Genomic DNA, 17,959 nt, shown 5'->3' with positions numbered 1-17,959 from the left:
TAAATCGTCATTCCTATAATTGTAAAAGGAGGGATATAGTCATGATAAAGAAAATCGGCGTTCTTACAGGTGGTGGGGATTGTCCAGGACTAAATGCAGTATTGAGGGCTGTTGTTAAGACAGCTATGGGAAAGTATAATTGGGAGGTTATAGGCTTTAAGGATGGATACAGAGGGCTTGTGATGAACGATTATATCCAGTTTAAAGTTGGAGATGTGTCAGGGATTCTTGATAAAGGAGGAACCATTCTAGGATCCTCCAACAGGGATAATCCCTTCAATTTCAGGATTGAGAAGAACGGTAAGGCAGAATACAAGGATATGTCCGAAAGAGTTATAGATAATGTATGTATGCATGGCATTGATTGCATGGTTCTTATTGGGGGAGATGGTACCCTCACCAGTGCAAGGGATTTTGCCAGAAAAGGAATGAAAGTAATGGGCGTTCCTAAGACTATTGACAATGATTTATCTGCCACAGATACTACATTTGGATTTATGACGGCTGTGGAGACTGCTACCGAAGCAATAGATAAGCTTCATTCAACTGCTGAAGCACACCATAGGGTAATGATCCTTGAGGTTATGGGTAGGTATGCCGGGTGGATTGCACTAGAAGCAGGCATTGCAGGTGGGGCTGATGTAATCCTTATACCTGAGATTCCATACGACATAAAGAGTATAACCGATAAAATTTCAGAAAGAAAACAGCAGGGGAAACATTTCAGTATTATAGTTGTGGCAGAAGGTGCCAAACCAAAGGACGGGGACGTAGTTGTCAGCAAGGTAGTTGAAAACAGCCCGGACCCAATCAGGCTTGGAGGAATAGGGAACAGGATAGCTGATGAATTGGAAAAATCAACTGGGCATGAGACAAGGGTTACGGTTTTAGGACATCTACAGAGAGGCGGGAGGCCTGTACCTTTCGATAGAATACTATCAACAAGATACGGTGTAGCTGCTGTTGAAATGATTAATGAAGGTAAATTCGGCAACATGGTGGCACTTCAGGGAAATTCTATAACAGATGTTTCTTTAGAGGATGCTGTTGGTAAATTAAAGACAGTGGATCCCGATGGGGAACTTATTAGAATTGCCAGGAGTGTGGGTGTTGGATTTGGAGACTAAAATGGAGCTTGATTTAAAAGAGATAACTATAAAAGACAGGGATTATTTCAAAGGGTTTTTGGATAAAAACAATTCTGAAATATCGGAGCTTACTTTTACCAATTTGTTTATGTGGAGAAACTTTTATAAATTCAGATATGCCCAGATTGGTAATATGTTAGCCCTTATTTCTGTACCAGAGAAAGGAATACCGTTTTCATTTGCACCGTTTGGAGAGTTCAATAAAGAGAATTTTAAGGAAGCTATATTGACGGTGCAGAGATATTTTGAAAGAAATAATTGGAAAATGGTTTTTGGAAGAGTTCCAGAAAACTTATTAGCATACTTTGGTGAGATATTCCAAAATAAAGCAGAAATTACACTGGACAAAAACAACTCGGATTATGTTTATTCTGCTAAAGAATTGATTTCTCTTACCGGCAAAAAATATGACGGAAAAAGAAATCATATCCATAAGTTTAAAAAGTTATATGGATATAAATACGAGAGGCTTAGTGCTTTACATATTTCCGAGTGTAAAAGGATTATGGATGAGTGGTGTGCCCAGAGGAGTTGTGAAGAGCATGATGCAAGTTACTGTGAAAACAAGGCAAATAAAGAGCTGTTGGATAATATTAATGAGCTTGGATGTAAGGGTGCACTAATTAGCGTTGATGGGCGTTATGAGGGTTTTACTATCGGTGAAATGTTAAATAAGAATACTGCCGTTATACATGTAGAAAAAGCCAACAGCAATGTAAAAGGGCTGTATACACTGATCAATCAGCAGTTTTGCGAAAATGAATGGGACCATGCAGAATATATAAACAGGGAGCAGGATTTGGGGATAGAAGGCATTAGAAAAGCCAAGCTTTCATACCATCCTGTAAAAATGATCAACAAGTATACTATAATTTGTCAATAGCCATATGCACAATGTTTTATACGAAAAGTGATTTTGGCAGCCGATAACAAAGCTATTTAAATTGTTATGGCTGCAAAAATCACTTTTTGCATATATTTCTCATTAAAGCCTTGCAAATAAGAAATTGCATATTTTTGTTGTAGTTGTTATAATAAAATAAGATTGTTATGCTTTTTTGTCGATTATTAATGTTTTTAGTATACATAGGAGATATTAATGGCTTCAAATACTTTATTTGACGGGATTTTTAAAAGCAAATTTGTTACACAGTTCTTAAATAAGAATACTATGATACAGTTTGGCAAGACATTCGCAATTGGTATAGCAGCTGCCGGATGCGACTTTTTAATATACCATTTATTGATTAAGTATTTTAAATTATGGAGTGTTTTTTCAAGTGGGGCAAGTCAGATAGTAGGTTTCTGGGCCAGTTTTCTTTTAAATAAGTTCTGGACATTCAAAATTAAAGAGAATTTTCTAAGACAGCTTTCATCATATACTGTCCTATTCATGTTTAATTTGGCATTTTCTTCGTTAGCTATTTATTTATTGGTAGATGTCATGAATATGGATGAATATTTTTCCAAGATATTTATTATGGGCCTTATATTTATATGGAACTTTGTACTATATAAAATAATTATTTACAAGGCAAAAGGGAGTTCAAAATGAGTGATAAGTTGATTTCTATAGTTATCCCTGTATATAATGAAGAAAAGCATATACAAAAAAATATTAAAATAATCCATGATATCCTTAATAAAAATGGTATTAAGCATAACTTTATATTGGTTGATGATGGATCAAGGGACAATACCTGGGGTGAACTAAAGAGGATTTCATTGTTGCTAGAAGGTGTATTGGCAATAAAGCTCAGCAGGAATTTTGGCAAGGAAGCTGCGTTATGTGCGGGACTGGAGCATGCTTCAAGCGATGCCTGTATTGTAATGGATTCTGATCTGCAGCACCCTCCTGAGAAAATTACTGAGATGGTTTATCTATGGGAAAACGAAGGCTTTGACATCGTGGAGTGTGTTAAAGCTTCAAGGGGGAAAGAGAGTATCACATATAAATTAGGCTCTCTGTTGTTTTATAATATATTAAATAAGCTGTCAGGGTTCGATTTTGGAGGTGCATCGGATTTTAAGCTCCTTGATAAAAAGGTTGTGGATGCATGGAAGCTTATGAGCGAAAGAAATACATTTTTCAGAGGAATGTCAACATGGGTAGGCTACAAAAAAGTTCAGATACCTTTTGTAGTTGCCGAAAGAATGGAAGGGAGCTCAAAATGGTCACCCTTAAGGCTTGTAAAGCTGGCAGTAAATGCTATAACATCCTTCTCTTCACTGCCATTATACATCGTTACTTTTTTAGGAATATTGTTTTTACTAGGTGCAATACCCCTTGGTATAGAATCATTATATATGTATTTTAAAGGTCATGCAGTTGATGGGTTCACTACTGTAATTTTATTGCTTCTTATTATTGGGAGCATTCTTATGATCAGTTTAGGAATTATCGGATCCTATATTGCAAAAATATACGAGGAAGTTAAGCAAAGACCCAGATACCTCGTTGCTGAGAAAGTAGATAGCACAGTTATGTCAACTAAATAAATTAAAATAAATATTTTAAAGGGGGAATTATTTAATGGAAGTGATTCGTTTTATCCTGGGATTACTTCTGGGGGCCAGCTATTTTATTATTGCCTCATTTGTAGCATATAATCTTCTAAAGAAGGTTATACCAGGGTTGTTCAGAGTGCATAAAACTATAAGCCTGTTTGGTAAGCCCATCAAACTGGAAAACTGGATGGTAACAATACCTTCTTCCTATTTGGTAGGAACTATGCTCATTACTTGGCTTGCTTATATTGGTGCGGCTGTTTCAAATCGCTTCACCGATAAGCCCCTGCTTATGGGAAATATAATTTCCTTTAGTATTTTTGTCATTTTTTCAGCCGTAATCGTATTTAAAAGAAAAGATGAGTTCAGGTCTTTTATAAAAGATCGTTTAAGCCTTGGCTTAAGTGGCATAGGTTCATTTATCTCAAGAAACAGGTGGGAGCTTGGGTTTATCCTTATCTCATCTATTATTGTTACATTTTTTATGTTTTTGACATTAAACGTCAGCGGCAAGGATTTAACGGTAGGAGGCACTGTTCACAGCGATTTTGGGCCCCATATGTCAATGATCAGATCATTTTCGGATGGTTCAAATTTTCCTACACAATATCCCCATTTTCCTGACGGCAAAATAAGATACCATTTTATGTTTCAATTTCTTGCCGGCAATCTGGAATATATGGGTATGAGAATAGACTTTGCATTTAATACGCCTAGTATCCTCTCACTTGTAGCGTTCTTGATGCTTTTGTATTCCTTTGTCGTCATGTTGATGGGAGCAAGGGGAACAGGATTTTTAGCTGCGTTTCTTTTTGGATTTAGAAGCTCCTTTGCAGATTTTACTTACATAACCGATAAAATGAGGGAAAATATTCCCTTTGTGGACATATTAAAATCCCTATGGGATAACGCCTCGGGACACATAGGAAGGTCTTCAAGTCAGGAAGCCTGGGGCCTCTATGCACAGAACGTTTATGTAAATCAAAGGCATTTGGCTTTTTCACTGGGTATTATGGTTTTGATCCTTATTGCAGTGTATCCTATGTTTAGAAGTATGATCGGAGCACTCAAAAAGGTGAAATCCAATACAAGGGAAGAAATAAAAAGGTTAAGTGAGACCGGCTCCCAGAGCAGTGAAGCGGAAGAGGATATTTCCAATGATGGTACTGAAAGTACTGCATCAAATAATGAAGAGTTAAGCTATAGCAGCCTCTATAAGAAAAATTGGCTGAAAGAATTTTTGCTGTCAAAGGAAGCCTGGATTCCGAGGGATATTAAAAGAACCGTTTCCCTAGGACTTATACTAGGGCTAATGACATTCTGGAATGGTGCAGTAACAATTGCAACATTGCCGATACTTTGCATAATGGCGATTATGTCAAAAAGGCGTCTTGAGTATTTGGGAATCGCCCTAATAACCGTACTTCTTTCATTTCTGCAGCAGAACCTGTTTATGGGAGCAGGGCAGGCAGCTGTGAAGCCGGAGCTGTATATAGGTTTTTTAACAACATTTCCTCCTGATATGATGTATGAATTTACTCAGTATAGGGACGCACACCAATATGGAGCACTTATTGGCGTTATTATCCAAATGATGCCTTATGTAATAAAATACTTTATAGAGCTTTTAGGTATTATGCCTTATATTATGTTAATAGCTGTTTTTAGCATTCCTAAGGGGATAATAAGGTGGATTTCGCTGGTAGTTGTTACTTCACTGATAGGCGGCTCCATATTACTGTTCCCGGATGTACATATTATTTTTAAGGCAGCTGTAATTATCCTAATGCTTGTTACCACCATAATAGCAAATTCCGTTATGGATTATCCTGTAACACCTAAAGGAGGAAAGTGGCTGGCATTGGCATTCCTTATGCCTTGGGTTATTGCTGCCACTTTGAAGCTTAGTCCTGATGTACCTGTAAATCACAAGTATATAATGATTACTTCTATTTTATTTGATATTATTATGGCAAATTTTATTTACAGGATGTATATTAAAAAAGGTGTTGTTGTGAAAGCTGTAGCAGGTTTATTGGTATTTGTCCTTACATTTACAGGATTTATAGATTTAAAAACCCTTTTCAATATGAATTATTATCAAAATGTCAAGTATTCCGTAAATGATCCTATAACTACCTGGGTCAAGGAAAATACCGAGCCAAGGGATGTATTTCTTACTACAGCAAATGTTCTGGATTCGGTTCTACTGGCAGGAAGGCCGATTTATTACGGACATCCTTATTATGCATGGAGTGCAGGATATGATACCAATAGCAGAGAGAGTATCGTAAAGCGTATTTATACTTGCAAGGATGAAGCGGAACTCAAGAAGCTTTTAGAAGAAGGTAACATATCATATATATTGGTAGATGATGGAATGAGAAATGAGGCTAAAGACCTTGATGAAATTCTGCTTGGAACTGTTTTTGAAAAGGTAAGGACTTTCAAGCAAAATAATACCAATATTTATAAAGTAAAATAGCGTTTAGGGGGATAACTAAATGTCACAAAAACCTAAGAAAAATACTGAAAACATTAATAATTCAAATAACGAAGTTATCAATAATAATAATAAGTCAGTATTTAAAATATCTATCAGGATACTGCTGGTTATACTCATCGTAGTTACTGCATTAAGAATGCTCTTTAATCTATTCCCGTGTTATAAAATAGATATGGGGGGATATAGATATTGGGCAGGTTTCCTGGCGGAAAACAGCTTTAAGGACTTCTATAAAAACACACACTGTGTATATGGCCCTTTTTACATGTACTTTCTCTTTATTACAGGAAAGGTATTTGGGGCAACAGAGTTTTTTGTAAAGTTTTGGTCTGTGCTTTCTGACGTAGGCGGAGGAGTTTTAATTTATCTCATTGCCAGGAAGTACAAGAAAGAGAAGCTCGGACTAATCCTTGGAATATTATATGCCTTTAACCCTGCAGTAATATTTAATTCCTCCGTATGGGGACAGTTTGATTCTTTTACTGCTACAATGCTTTTGGCAGTTGTATATCTTTTCAATTGCAAAAGGACCTATTGGGCAATTTTCGTCTATGCCATGGCTGCATTGACAAAGCCTCAGAGTATAGCGATTTTCCCTATGGTGGTATTCCTGTATTTTAAGGATTTTCCGTGGAAAAAATACATTGAATATAAAAACAGCAGAGACAAGTCTGTACTTAAATCGGCGGTTTCTGAAACCCTTAAAAAACTGGTTCTTACAACAGCAGGTTGCATGTTGATATATTTAATAATAGTGCTTCCTTTTTATAGAGAAACGTCCTTTTATTTCCTTAAGGATATGGAAGTGTACGGAGCAACAAATACCGCAGCAAACCTGGCACAAAACAAAGAATTCAAAGCCTCTGGGGAAGAATCGGATAAGTATATTGCAAAGAATGCTTCCGATATGGACGAGAATACGGCATGGTCTTCAGAGCATGCTACCCGGCAGTGGATATACACTGACCTTGGGGAAGTAACTGAAATTAATAGAATAGTATTAAAGTGGGGCTGGGAATACGCAAAAACCTATGATATTTTGGTTTCAGATGATGCCCAAAATTGGGATTTGATTTACAGTGAAACTGTAGGGAAGAATACTTCCAGCTACAGCGGCAAGCTTGACCAAATAACCTTGCAGCCGGTAAAAGCAAGGTATGTAAAGCTGGATTGTAAAAGCAGGCCTTTTCCATATGGACTGTTTAATATAGACAAAAACACACCTGCAATAACAAAAGCCGCATTCAAGTTTACTGATTTTTATTTCTGGCTTGTCCATCAATACTCTACCAGCCTGAATGATTATCCATACGCCACAGCTAACGGGTTTAATTTCTGGACTATTCAGGGCGGCCAGACAACATCCGATAAGGAGCCTTACTGGTTTGGGTTAAGTGCACTCGTATGGGGCTATGTGTTATGGGGTATCATATCTGTTTTTGCAATAGTGCTGCTTGCGGTAAAGAAGAAAAGTGCCATGGCACTTTATTATGCAGGATATTTTCTGACATCCGGGATATTTGTCTTTGCTACCAAGATGCATGAAAGGTACTTGCTGCCTGCTATCGTGTTTGCAATGGTCACAATTTTGTGGGATAAACGGATGATTATAACCACAACTCTTATCACTGCATGTTCACTCATAAATCATTGGTATGTTTACCTTAAAGGAAATAACGACGATCCATGGGTTGGTATAGAGGATAGCATAGCTGATGCTGTTGCATGGGTTACTCTCCTTGTGATGATTGCGTCTGTAGGGTATACTATTTGGTTGACAGTAAAAAAGGACAATGTTAAAGGAACAAAAAAGGTTGCAAGTTTAAATAAAAATAGGTAAATGTCATTTGCACTAAAAGTAATTTAAAAGGGACGATAATATGAAAAAGATTAAAAACCTGGTTGGTATTGCAATTAGCATTATATTACTATATCTATTGTTTAGAAACGTAGAGTTTAAAAAGCTCGGGGATGTACTTCTAGGCATTAATTACCTTGTTATTGTTCCTGCTATATTACTTCAGATCAGCAGCTATTGGATGAGAAGCCTAAGGTGGTCAGCAATGCTCGGCAGTATTAAAAAAGTAAAAACTGTCAGCTTGTTTCCCATAATATGTATCAATTATATGGCCAACTCAGTGCTACCATTAAGGGGAGGAGACGTTGTAAGAGCGTACCTTATAGGCAGGAAGCACAATATAAGCAAAGCTGCCGCTCTTTCAACCATTATAATTGAGAAGATTTATGATGGCATAACACTGCTCCTTTTTATGGGGGCAATTTCGCTGGTTTACCCATTTCCCCAATCCATAAAGAGCTTGGGTATAATAGCCACAGTGATATTTGCAGGTGCCTTGCTATTTACTATTTTTATAGTTATGTTTAAGGAGCATGCGTTAAAGTTTCTCAATTTCTTTGCTGAACTTCTTCCAAGCAAAGTAGGTACTAATATAATGAAAATAGCAACTAAACTTATTGATGGGTTTGATATTATAAAAGATAAAAGGAGCTTACTGCCAGTTGCAATTTATTCCATAATAATATGGGCTTTGGAAGGCAGCTTGGTTTTAACAATTGCCATTGCTTTTGGAGTTGATAGCATGTTCTATTTAGCGGTGTTTACCCTGGTAGTAACCAATTTTGGTATAATGATTCCATCTGCACCGGGTAACCTTGGAACATTTGAGCAGGCTTGTAAAACAGCACTTGGAGTTTTTAAAGTGGCTGAGAATACGGCAGTAGGCTTTGCACTGGTATATCGTGTATTTTTATATATACCTGTAACTACACTTGGTTTTATATTCCTTTTAAAAGAAGGCTTGTCATTATCTTCGGTAACGTCTATAAGCGAAAAGAAGATAGAAAATTGACAAAAAACTTTTAAGGAATTTAAGAAAGTTATTATTTAATATATCAATATATTTTATGGAGGCCAAAATGAAAATTGCTGTTATCGGCGGTGGTGTAGCCGGACTATCAACTGCTTATTATATCCAGAAAAATTTAACCAAAGATGTTGATATTTACGAGAAGTCCTCGGATATTGGGGGATTGGCAGGTGTATTCAAGCTTGGTGATACTCTTATAGAAAAGTATTACCATCATGTTTTTACACACGACAAGTATCTTATGGAGCTTATCAGAGAAATAAAGCTTGAAGATTCCCTTATTTGGAGAAAGACAAAAATGGGGTATTATTGCAAAGGAAAATCCTATCCATTTGCCACACCTGTTGATATAATGAGATTTACGCCATTGAAATTTATAGACAGGATAAAGCTGGGGGCATCATCCTTACTAATATCCAGGCACAAGTACAATGATGAAATGGAAAACATAACTGCAGAGGATTATTTGATCAAGTATGCAGGAAAAGAAGGCTGGGATAAGTTCTGGAAGCCAATGATGAAAATCAAGTTTGGAGAAAATTTTAATAAAATTCCTGCGGTATGGATATGGGAAAGAATTGTTCAAAGAGTCAGATCCAGGACAAAGGGAGCAAAGGATGAGGTTCTTGGTTATATGGAAGGAAGTTTTTATACCCTTCTTAAAAAGCTTGCCGATGTCGTACAGGAAAACGGTGCAAAGCTCCACCTTAATGCAGGGCTTGAAGAGATTGTGGTAGAAAACGGAGTATGCAAAGGCATTAAGGCCAACAACGAGGTAAAGAACTACGATTATGTAGTGTTTACACCTGCACTTCAGCATTTTGTGGATGTGTGCAGGAATGCTCCAGAGGACTATATAGCACCCTTAAGGGTGGTAAAGTATGATTGTGCCATGATAATGGTTATGGTACTTAAGGAAAAACTCAGCGATTTCTACTGGCTTAACGTAGCTGATGATGAAATTCCTTTCGGGGGTCTTATAGAGCACACTAATTTTATCCCAAAAGAGGTTTATGGGGGAAAAGTTGTTTTATATTTCTCCAAATACCTTAACGTAAACAGTGAATATCTTAAGATGAGTGACGAAGAGGTTAAAAACATATACGTCGAGCACTTGCGGAAGATATACCCTGATTTCAACGAAAAAATTATTGAAAAATACATGGTGTTTAAAGACAGGTATGCACAGCCTATTTGGCCTATGAATTATTCAAAAATAAAGCCTGCATATAAAACACCTATTAAAAATTTGTATATGGCCAACACTTCACAAATTTATCCTAACGACAGAGGCATAAATTTTAGTATAAAGTTGGGAAAAGAAGTTGTGGAATGCATGGAAAATGACATAAAGGAGGCATTATAATGTTGAAAAGAGGAATAGCTTTAACCACCTTAGTTTTGTTGCTTTTAACCTCAGTTTCATTTATTTCTTACGGTGAAGGCGGCAATATCTTAAAAAATCCGGGATTTGAAGAAATAAGCGGTCAGCTTCCCGGAAACTGGTCACCTGAGATATTTGACAATAAACCTGATGCAATTAAGCTGTCTGTGGAAGAAGGAAAAGGCCGCAACAATTCAAAAGCTTTAGTAATTAACAATATTAAACCTAATGACTCCAAAGTATTTCAGGAGGTCCAGGTTCAGCCAAACAAGATTTATAAGGTTAGCTGCTGGATTAAGACAGAAAACATTGCACAGCAGCCAGGATCTGCAAATATAACACTTTTGAACGGCAGTGGAATTCACACTTCAACTGAATATTCCGATACAAAAAATGATTGGAAGGAGCTATTGTTTTATATAAAGACTACTGATAGCAGCAATATGAAAGTAGGTTGCAGGTTGGGCGGGTTTGGTACACCCAATCAAGGAACCGCATATTTCGATGACATCTCCCTTGAACTTGTTAATGAAGAACCGGAGGACGTGGAGGTTAAAAACTTTTATATCCCCGGAGATACATCAGGAAGTGGTAACAGCAACAATGCACAACAGGGCAGCGGCTCGGGTTCCGGCAAGATAATCCTTATAATTCTAGCTATAGCAGCGGTTATAGGTGCTCTCATATTTGTAGAAGTAAAATATGCGAAAAAAGCATCAAAGAACAATACATCAGACAACAATGATGGATTGGATAATAAAAAGAATGACAAAAAGAATGAAAAAGAGGCTGAAGAGCTTGAGGAAGAAGATTTTGAAGAAGAGGATTATGATGAGTAATTTCTTACATTATACAAATTTAGTTAATTAAAAACACTGGGGGAAGAAAAAATGAAAAAGATAGTAACAATTCTAATAATGATTATATTAGCATTTTCTGCAGTATCTGCTTATGCTGAAGGGAATTTATTGCTGAACCCGTCATTTGAAGAGGTTACAGGAGAAAATCCAACAGGGTGGGAACCTTGGGGGTACAATGGCGGATCGGTATTCAAGGTAGAAGAAGGTGAAGGGCACAGCGGAAAGAAATTTGTATCCATCACAAGTGAAAGTGAAAATGACGCAAGATACAAGCAGACAGTTGCTGTTAAGGAAAATTCCACATACAAACTGTCCTGCTGGGTTAAGACAGAAAATGTTGGTGCCGACAAAACAGGTGCGATAATTTCTTTGCTGGATTATGTATATTCCTCTAAAGATTTAAAAGGTACAAATGATAAGTGGGAATATACAGAAATGTATTTCAAGCCTGGTAAAGGTGTCATGAGTGTTGTTGTTACTGTGAGTCTCGGAGGCCATGGAAACATGAACAAAGGTAAAGCATATTTTGACGATCTGACTATGGAGGAAGTAGCAAGTGTGCCAAGCGGTGCAAAAGTAGCTCCTATTGAGGGCAAAGCACCAGCTGAAAACCCAGCTTCAGAAACCGGAAAATCAAGTAATACCGGTACAATAATTATCATTATTATAGTTGCTCTTATTGTTATAGGTCTTATAATATATATTGTGTTTGTTTCATCAAGGTCAGGAAAGGCTGAGAAGGATAATGACGAAGATCAATACTGTGAAGCTGACAATGAGACTAAGAATGATGAAGACTATGATGATTATGAATAGGTAATAAAAAAGCGATTAATGCAAGCTTATATGACTTTTAATTAAAAAGTTTGATTATATATAAAGGAGGCCTTTGGATGTCGGATTCTGTGATATATTCCGTTGTTGTTCCTGTTTACAATGAAGAACAGGTCGTACTTGAAAGCTATAAAAGGTTAAAAAAGGTTATGGATTCAGTTAATGAGCCGTATGAAATTATATTTGTAAATGATGGTAGTAGGGACAAGACAGCATTTATAGTAAATGAAATCTGCGAAAAGGATAAGAATATCAAGTTTCTTGACTTTTCCAGAAATTTCGGGCATCAGATAGCAATAACAGCAGGTATGGATTACACTGAAGGAGAGGCTATAATTGTTATTGATGCCGATTTGCAGGATCCTCCTGAGGTCATTCCAAAGATGATTGAAAAATGGAAGGATGGCTATGAGGTAGTATATGGGAAAAGGATAGAAAGAAAGGGAGACACTTTCTTTAAGAAATTTACTGCAGCGGCTTTTTACAGATTGCTTAGAAGAATGACTGATGTAGATATACCTGTTGATACAGGGGACTTCAGGTTGATTGACAGAAAAGTTTGCATTGCCTTATCCAATGTTGGTGAGAGAAGCCGTTATATAAGAGGACTAATAAGTTGGTTGGGATTTAAGCAGATTGGAGTAGAGTTTAGCAGGGACAAGCGTTTCGCAGGTGAAACAAAATACCCACTCAAAAAGATGGTAAAGTTTGCTTTTGATGCCATAACATCCTTTTCATATAAGCCGCTTAAGATTGCCACATATGCCGGAACATTAATATCTTTTATAGGGTTTATATATTTGATGGTGATAATATTTCAGGCATTGTTTACAAAGAACACGCAGCCTGGGTGGGCTTCATTAATGGCAATAACAATAGTCTTCAATGGTATCGTTCTTATGATTCTTGGAATTATAGGCGAGTATATAGGAAGAATCTACGATGAAGCTAAGGGAAGACCTCTATATATTGTCAGACAAACAAAAAACATCGAAAAAGATAAAAAAGGTCTAAGGGGATGGTAAGTACCATCCCTTCTTTATTTATAGGAAATTGGCGTGTTTATGGTGATTGTAAACGGGAATTTAGATGAGAAATTGTGGTGTAGAATGCAGCATAATTCCCTAGGCATCAAAAAAGCTTCCTAATCAATAGGAAGCTTTGGTGGAGGGAGATGGATTCGAACCATCGAAGTCAGCGACAACAGATTTACAGTCTGCCCCCTTTGGCCACTCGGGAACCCCTCCATATGGAGCTGGTGGACGGAATCGAACCCCCGACCTGCTGATTACAAGTCAGCTGCTCTACCTGCTGAGCTACACCAGCATATTAAGTTTTAATGGCGACCCGGAAGGGGCTCGAACCCTCGACCTCCAGCGTGACAGGCTGGCATTCTAACCAACTGAACTACCGGGCCATATTTGAAACTGAAAATATATATCAGTTTCTTTTTGGTGACCCATAGGGGAGTCGAACCCCTGTTATCGCCGTGAAAGGGCGGTGTCTTGACCACTTGACCAATGGGCCTTATTTGTTTGTCGTTGTCTTCAGCCGACAAAAGATATTGTACCCGGTATAGAGATAAAAGTCAAGCATATTTATAAAAAAAATATAATTTTTTTGTGGGGTAATATATGAGAGGGATAAATAGCTTATAATATAGCTAATTTGAGAGTTTTATAAAATTGCTAAAACAATATAAGTGAATTATTTCATTAGCAGGCTTAATAGCAACTATTTTGGTTGCCATAAGCATTTTTATCAAGCTTCAGTTTTGGCTGCCAAATGAGGGCTATAGAAGCACTGAGAATGCATGGTGCTATTGGTTATTGGTTCGGGTGTTCAGATTCAAACAAAATAAAACCGTGTATTTCATATTGGTTGAAATACACGGTTTTATTTAATGAGCCATCCGCGACTCGAACGCGGGACACCATGATTAAAAGTCATGTGCTCTGCCAACTGAGCTAATGGCCCGGACTTGTGGCTTCAGTCTTGTTGCCTGAGCCACACAAGTACATATGATACAGCATAATCCATATGTTTGTCAATAAGTTTTTTGAAATTATTTTTAAATTTATACTACTATGGTATTTGTTCTCTCTTTACCCACACCAATAAGCTTTACTCTAACTCCAACAACTTCTTCAATCCTTGACAAATACTTCTTGGCATTAGCGGGAAGGCTGTTAAATTCTCTTATATCTGAGATGTCTTCATTCCATCCGTCAAACTCTTCATAAATTGGCTCGCACTTAGCCAACTCTTCCAACGATGCAGGGAAGTGGTTTATAAGGACACCATCCTTTTTATAGCTTGTGCACAGCTTTATCTTAGCTATCTTACCAATTGTATCTATATGGTTTATGGCAAGAGCAGTAAGTCCATTAACTCTAGCGGCATACCTGATCATTACCAGGTCAAGCCATCCGCATCTTCTTGGTCTTCCGGTGGTTGTTCCGTATTCAAATCCCAGTTCTCTGATTTGGTCGCCTATTTCATTATTTTGCTCAGTAGGGAAGGGACCTGCACCAACTCTTGATGTATAGGCCTTCAAAACACCGTAAACGTCGTTTATATATGTGGGACCGATTCCTGCACCTATACAAACGCCACCAGCTACAGGATTGGAAGATGTTACATATGGATAGGTTCCAAAATCCAGGTCAAGGAATGTAGCCTGAGCACCCTCAAACAGTATGTTTTTACCTTCACTGATTGCCGTAAATAACATAAAGTTTGTATCGGTTATTTGCTTTTTCAATATTTTTGCGTATTCAAGATATTCTTCAATTATTTTATCTGCATCAAGCTTCTCGCCGCCATATACCTTTTCAATAATTAGATTCTTTATTTCAAGATTTGATTTTACTTTTTCCTTAAATATCTTCTCATCAATCAAATCACACATCCTTATGCCGCATCTCTCAGTTTTATCAGCGTAAGTCGGTCCGATTCCCCTTTTTGTAGTACCGAGGCTGTTATTGCCGCGGCTTTTTTCCTGAAGTTCATCTAGAACCTTATGATATGGCATAATAACATGGGATCTATCACTAATAAACAGATTGTCAGTATTAACACCTTTTTCATTTAAAGACCTTAATTCACCTATAAGAACAGCAGGATCGACTACAACTCCATTTCCGATTATGCATGTTTTGCCCGGATGTAGAATTCCGGATGGCACAAGATGAAGTGCATACTTGTTTCCGTTGGCTACTATTGTATGTCCGGCATTGTTACCGCCTGAGAACCGAACTACCAAATCGGAATCTTGAGCGAGTATATCAATGTATTTTCCCTTACCTTCATCTCCCCATTGGGTCCCGATTACTATCTTTGTAGACATTAAATTGTGCCTCCTAATCATAAATAAACTTTATTTTGGAAAATATCTTTTTCCAAATATATATTAACAGAATAAATATAAAAAGACAACATAAAACCCGAATATTATTTGCCAAACAATAAATAATGTTCGGGTTTTGCGTATGTAATCCTTGTGTAATTTAAAATTAGTCAAAGTGTTGCATTTATTCTTTGGTTGCAAGGTAATCATTGAGCTCTCTGACTAGTTTTTCAGGATCTATTCCATGAATACTGCATGCATCTTCGATGCTTTCTCCGGAAGATGAAGGGCATCCAATACAATGCATACCATGATTCATAAATATTGCAATTGTTCCTCTATCAATCTTCAAAACATCAGCTATGATCATTTGAGATGTTACTTTTGACATTTATATTTCCTCCTTATCATTGAATATAAATATTATACACCAATATTTTATTTTTATATACCCACTTTAATAATTTAAGAAAAGGCTTTACGACCAGTTTCGTATAAATTATTTCCGAAGCAATCTATTATAACTATTACAGGGAACTTCACAACTTCAAGCTTTCTAACAGCTTCAGCACCAAGCTCAGGGAAAGCGATAACTTCCTCTTTAACAATTGACTTGGCAAGAAGTGCACCAGCTCCTCCAGTAGCACCAAAATAGACTGATTTGAAGGACTTAATCGCAGAAACCACTTCAGGAGTTCTGAGTCCTTTACCAATCATACCCTTTAATCCTAATTCAATAAGCTTTGGTGCATATGCATCCATGCGGCCGCTGGTTGTAGGACCGGCAGAACCTATAACATGACCAGGCTTTGCAGGGCAGGGGCCAACATAGTATATGGTTTGGTTTTTTAGGTTAAAAGGCAACTCCTTACCTTCAAGAATTAAATTGTGTATTCTTTTATGTGCAGCATCTCTTGCCGCATAAATTGTACCGGTTATATAAACGGTGTCGCCGGCCTTTAAATTAATTATAACCTCATCTGACAATGGAGTATTTATATCATGATACATATATTCAGCCTCCAGCTTAATTTATAGATAAATCTCAGCATGTCTTGTGGCATGGCAACTAATATTGACAGCTACAGGAAGACCTGCTATATGAGTGGGAAAAACTTCAATATTGAGGCCCAGAGCAGTAACTCTCCCTCCTAGGCCTGCAGGACCTATACCAAGTTTATTTATGCTTTCCAGCATTTCTATCTCCAGCTCTTTAATGTGGTGCACCGGATTAAACTCATTAATAGGTCTTAGCAGTGCTTTCTTAGCCAGAAAAGCAGCTTTTTCCATGGTGCCTCCAATACCGACTCCAACAACAATAGGCGGACATGGATTAGGGCCGGCATTGCTTACAGTATCGAGTATAAACTTCTTCACTCCCTCTAGGCCATCAGAAGGCTTTAACATTTTCAGAGAACTCATGTTTTCACTTCCAAAGCCTTTTGGTGCTACAGTGATTTTTAGTTTGTCCCCATCGGTTATATTATAATGTATTACGGCTGGAGTGTTATCTCCCGTATTTTGCCTAAGAATCGGGTCTGAGACAACTGATTTTCTTAAATAACCCTTCTGGTATCCGTTTCTTACACCTTCATTTATAGCGTCGGATAAATTGCCATTAACAATTGCAACTTCCTGACCGATATCTATAAATATGACTGCCATACCGGTGTCCTGGCAAATTGCCAATTTTTCTTCTCTTGCTATACTGGCATTTTCCAGAAGCTGTTTTAATACCTCTTTGCCTGTACCTGATTCTTCTATGGCAAGTCCGGACTCCAAATTATTGAAAATGTCGGAGTTCAAGTAGTAATTGGAATCGATGCACAATTTTTCAACTGCTGTAGATATTTCTTGTGTAGTTATTTTTTTCATACAATCCTCCTCTGTATGATATAAAAATAGATGCAGATAAAAATGGATTTTTATAAACGCTATAAATATATTAATATACAACTCTCTAAAAGGCAATATTAAGGAGAGATAACATTTATTAAGTAACGATCAAGCTTGCAAAATCACTTTGTGATTTTGTTCTAATTTATGGTATAATTTAGTTATAACAATGGAAGGGGTCATGTATTTGAATTCTATACGTAATATACTTGTATGTGTTACTCAGCAAAAGACTTGCGAAAGACTGATAATGGAAGCCTCTAATATAAAGGGTAATTATGGGGGTGAACTTCATGTAATACATGTGGCTAAGAATGAGTGGAAATTCCTAGACAATGTAAAAGAAGGGGAGGCACTTGAGTACTTGTTCAGAGTCTCCAAGTCGGTTGGAGCAAAGTTGTCGGTATTAAAGTCAGATGACATTGTCAATACGATTCTAGAATATATCAATGATAATGACATTAATTTTATAGTGGTAGGTAAATCAAAAGAGATGCATAAGGAGAATAATTTCATAAAGACATTGGAAAATAATATTACTAATGTTGAAATATGTATTGTTTAGTGTGTATTTATGGAATAAAAT

16 protein-coding genes and 5 tRNA genes are annotated in these 17,959 nt (G+C 37.1%); 12 read left to right on the top strand and 9 right to left on the bottom strand.

The genetic code is table 11. The features are described 5' to 3' along the window. Nucleotides 1–41 precede the first annotated feature (41 nt). The 11 genes from VIO64_RS16715 (at nt 42) to VIO64_RS16665 (ending at nt 13,153) form a co-directional block, all read left to right on the top strand. Nucleotides 42–1,127, top strand: coding sequence for a 6-phosphofructokinase (locus VIO64_RS16715; protein ID WP_331920303.1), 1,086 nt, complete (start codon nt 42–44; stop codon nt 1,125–1,127). After that, nucleotides 1,111–2,031: a DUF2156 domain-containing protein gene (locus VIO64_RS16710; RefSeq protein WP_331920301.1), complete on the top strand. Its 921-nt coding sequence runs from the start codon at nt 1,111–1,113 to the stop codon at nt 2,029–2,031. The genes VIO64_RS16715 and VIO64_RS16710 overlap by 17 nt, the downstream gene beginning before the upstream one ends. Nucleotides 2,032–2,247: 216 nt before the next feature. Next, nucleotides 2,248–2,703 carry a GtrA family protein gene (locus VIO64_RS16705; RefSeq protein ID WP_331920299.1) on the top strand — a complete coding sequence of 152 codons (456 nt, stop codon included), beginning with the start codon at nt 2,248–2,250 and terminating at the stop codon, nt 2,701–2,703. Beyond that, on the top strand, nt 2,700–3,647 hold the full coding sequence (locus VIO64_RS16700; RefSeq protein WP_331920297.1) for a glycosyltransferase family 2 protein: 948 nt from the start codon (nt 2,700–2,702) through the stop codon (nt 3,645–3,647). The genes VIO64_RS16705 and VIO64_RS16700 overlap by 4 nt, the downstream gene beginning before the upstream one ends. 34 nt (nt 3,648–3,681) lie before the next feature. After that, nucleotides 3,682–6,141, top strand: coding sequence for a hypothetical protein (locus VIO64_RS16695; RefSeq protein ID WP_331920295.1), 2,460 nt, complete (start codon nt 3,682–3,684; stop codon nt 6,139–6,141). A 19-nt stretch (nt 6,142–6,160) separates the two neighbouring features. Continuing rightward, a complete protein-coding gene (locus VIO64_RS16690) occupies nt 6,161–8,002 on the top strand; it encodes a discoidin domain-containing protein (RefSeq protein WP_331920293.1) in 1,842 nt (613 codons plus the stop codon). Nucleotides 8,003–8,042: 40 nt separating this feature from the next. After that, nucleotides 8,043–9,032: a lysylphosphatidylglycerol synthase transmembrane domain-containing protein gene (locus VIO64_RS16685; protein ID WP_331920291.1), complete on the top strand. Its 990-nt coding sequence runs from the start codon at nt 8,043–8,045 to the stop codon at nt 9,030–9,032. A 67-nt stretch (nt 9,033–9,099) separates the two neighbouring features. Next, the gene (locus VIO64_RS16680) at nt 9,100–10,416 is read left to right on the top strand and encodes an NAD(P)/FAD-dependent oxidoreductase (protein WP_331920289.1); all 1,317 of its coding nucleotides are present in this window, start codon (nt 9,100–9,102) and stop codon (nt 10,414–10,416) included. Continuing rightward, nucleotides 10,416–11,273 carry a carbohydrate binding domain-containing protein gene (locus tag VIO64_RS16675; protein WP_331920287.1) on the top strand — a complete coding sequence of 286 codons (858 nt, stop codon included), beginning with the start codon at nt 10,416–10,418 and terminating at the stop codon, nt 11,271–11,273. Before VIO64_RS16680 ends, VIO64_RS16675 begins: the two co-directional genes overlap by 1 nt. A gap of 51 nt (nt 11,274–11,324) precedes the next feature. After that, nucleotides 11,325–12,110, top strand: coding sequence for a carbohydrate binding domain-containing protein (locus VIO64_RS16670; protein ID WP_331920285.1), 786 nt, complete (start codon nt 11,325–11,327; stop codon nt 12,108–12,110). A 77-nt stretch (nt 12,111–12,187) separates the two neighbouring features. Beyond that, entirely contained in the window at nt 12,188–13,153 is a 966-nt protein-coding gene (locus tag VIO64_RS16665; protein WP_331920283.1) for a glycosyltransferase family 2 protein, read from the top strand. Between the two features lie 137 nt (nt 13,154–13,290). Here VIO64_RS16665 and VIO64_RS16660 read toward each other — a convergent pair. From VIO64_RS16660 to VIO64_RS16620, 9 genes are all read right to left on the bottom strand, one after another. Continuing rightward, nucleotides 13,291–13,375 (bottom strand) — tRNA-Tyr (locus tag VIO64_RS16660). A gap of 3 nt (nt 13,376–13,378) precedes the next feature. Next, nucleotides 13,379–13,454 (bottom strand) — tRNA-Thr (locus VIO64_RS16655). Between the two features lie 14 nt (nt 13,455–13,468). Further along, a tRNA-Asp gene (locus tag VIO64_RS16650) sits at nt 13,469–13,545 on the bottom strand. 35 nt (nt 13,546–13,580) lie between these two features. Further along, a tRNA-Glu gene (locus VIO64_RS16645) sits at nt 13,581–13,655 on the bottom strand. A gap of 377 nt (nt 13,656–14,032) precedes the next feature. Continuing rightward, a tRNA-Lys gene (locus VIO64_RS16640) sits at nt 14,033–14,105 on the bottom strand. Nucleotides 14,106–14,205: 100 nt separating this feature from the next. Next, a complete protein-coding gene (locus VIO64_RS16635) occupies nt 14,206–15,477 on the bottom strand; it encodes an adenylosuccinate synthase (protein WP_331920281.1) in 1,272 nt (423 codons plus the stop codon). A gap of 184 nt (nt 15,478–15,661) precedes the next feature. Next, nucleotides 15,662–15,868, bottom strand: a complete 207-nt coding sequence (locus VIO64_RS16630; protein ID WP_331920279.1) for a DUF1858 domain-containing protein — start codon at nt 15,866–15,868, stop codon at nt 15,662–15,664. 74 nt (nt 15,869–15,942) lie between these two features. Next, the gene (locus tag VIO64_RS16625) at nt 15,943–16,488 is read right to left on the bottom strand and encodes a Fe-S-containing hydro-lyase (RefSeq protein WP_331920277.1); all 546 of its coding nucleotides are present in this window, start codon (nt 16,486–16,488) and stop codon (nt 15,943–15,945) included. 21 nt (nt 16,489–16,509) lie between these two features. Beyond that, nucleotides 16,510–17,352, bottom strand: a complete 843-nt coding sequence (locus tag VIO64_RS16620; protein ID WP_331920275.1) for a fumarate hydratase — start codon at nt 17,350–17,352, stop codon at nt 16,510–16,512. Nucleotides 17,353–17,554: 202 nt separating this feature from the next. Between VIO64_RS16620 and VIO64_RS16615 the strand changes: the two genes are divergently transcribed. Then, nucleotides 17,555–17,938 carry a universal stress protein gene (locus VIO64_RS16615; RefSeq protein ID WP_331920273.1) on the top strand — a complete coding sequence of 128 codons (384 nt, stop codon included), beginning with the start codon at nt 17,555–17,557 and terminating at the stop codon, nt 17,936–17,938. The last annotated feature ends 21 nt before the right edge of the window (nt 17,939–17,959 follow it).

This window comes from Pseudobacteroides sp. (genome assembly GCF_036567765.1).
GTDB lineage: Bacteria > Bacillota > Clostridia > Acetivibrionales > DSM-2933 > Pseudobacteroides.
The sequence above is the reverse complement of the archived record's forward strand: the minus strand, read 5'-3'. Positions and strand labels throughout refer to the sequence as shown.

What these genes read in the sequence shown, in the direction of transcription:
- VIO64_RS16700 (WP_331920297.1), top strand. Translation starts at nt 2,700, where the DNA reads ATGAGTGATAAGTTGATTTCTATAGTTATCCCTGTATATAATGAAGAA.
- VIO64_RS16665 (WP_331920283.1), top strand. Translation starts at nt 12,188, where the DNA reads ATGTCGGATTCTGTGATATATTCCGTTGTTGTTCCTGTTTACAATGAA.
- VIO64_RS16695 (WP_331920295.1), top strand. Translation starts at nt 3,682, where the DNA reads ATGGAAGTGATTCGTTTTATCCTGGGATTACTTCTGGGGGCCAGCTAT.
- VIO64_RS16615 (WP_331920273.1), top strand. Translation starts at nt 17,555, where the DNA reads ATGTATTTGAATTCTATACGTAATATACTTGTATGTGTTACTCAGCAA.
- VIO64_RS16670 (WP_331920285.1), top strand. Translation starts at nt 11,325, where the DNA reads ATGAAAAAGATAGTAACAATTCTAATAATGATTATATTAGCATTTTCT.
- VIO64_RS16630 (WP_331920279.1), bottom strand. Translation starts at nt 15,868, where the DNA reads ATGTCAAAAGTAACATCTCAAATGATCATAGCTGATGTTTTGAAGATT.
- VIO64_RS16675 (WP_331920287.1), top strand. Translation starts at nt 10,416, where the DNA reads ATGTTGAAAAGAGGAATAGCTTTAACCACCTTAGTTTTGTTGCTTTTA.
- VIO64_RS16715 (WP_331920303.1), top strand. Translation starts at nt 42, where the DNA reads ATGATAAAGAAAATCGGCGTTCTTACAGGTGGTGGGGATTGTCCAGGA.
- VIO64_RS16690 (WP_331920293.1), top strand. Translation starts at nt 6,161, where the DNA reads ATGTCACAAAAACCTAAGAAAAATACTGAAAACATTAATAATTCAAAT.
- VIO64_RS16705 (WP_331920299.1), top strand. Translation starts at nt 2,248, where the DNA reads ATGGCTTCAAATACTTTATTTGACGGGATTTTTAAAAGCAAATTTGTT.
- VIO64_RS16680 (WP_331920289.1), top strand. Translation starts at nt 9,100, where the DNA reads ATGAAAATTGCTGTTATCGGCGGTGGTGTAGCCGGACTATCAACTGCT.
- VIO64_RS16625 (WP_331920277.1), bottom strand. Translation starts at nt 16,488, where the DNA reads ATGTATCATGATATAAATACTCCATTGTCAGATGAGGTTATAATTAAT.
- VIO64_RS16685 (WP_331920291.1), top strand. Translation starts at nt 8,043, where the DNA reads ATGAAAAAGATTAAAAACCTGGTTGGTATTGCAATTAGCATTATATTA.
- VIO64_RS16620 (WP_331920275.1), bottom strand. Translation starts at nt 17,352, where the DNA reads ATGAAAAAAATAACTACACAAGAAATATCTACAGCAGTTGAAAAATTG.
- VIO64_RS16635 (WP_331920281.1), bottom strand. Translation starts at nt 15,477, where the DNA reads ATGTCTACAAAGATAGTAATCGGGACCCAATGGGGAGATGAAGGTAAG.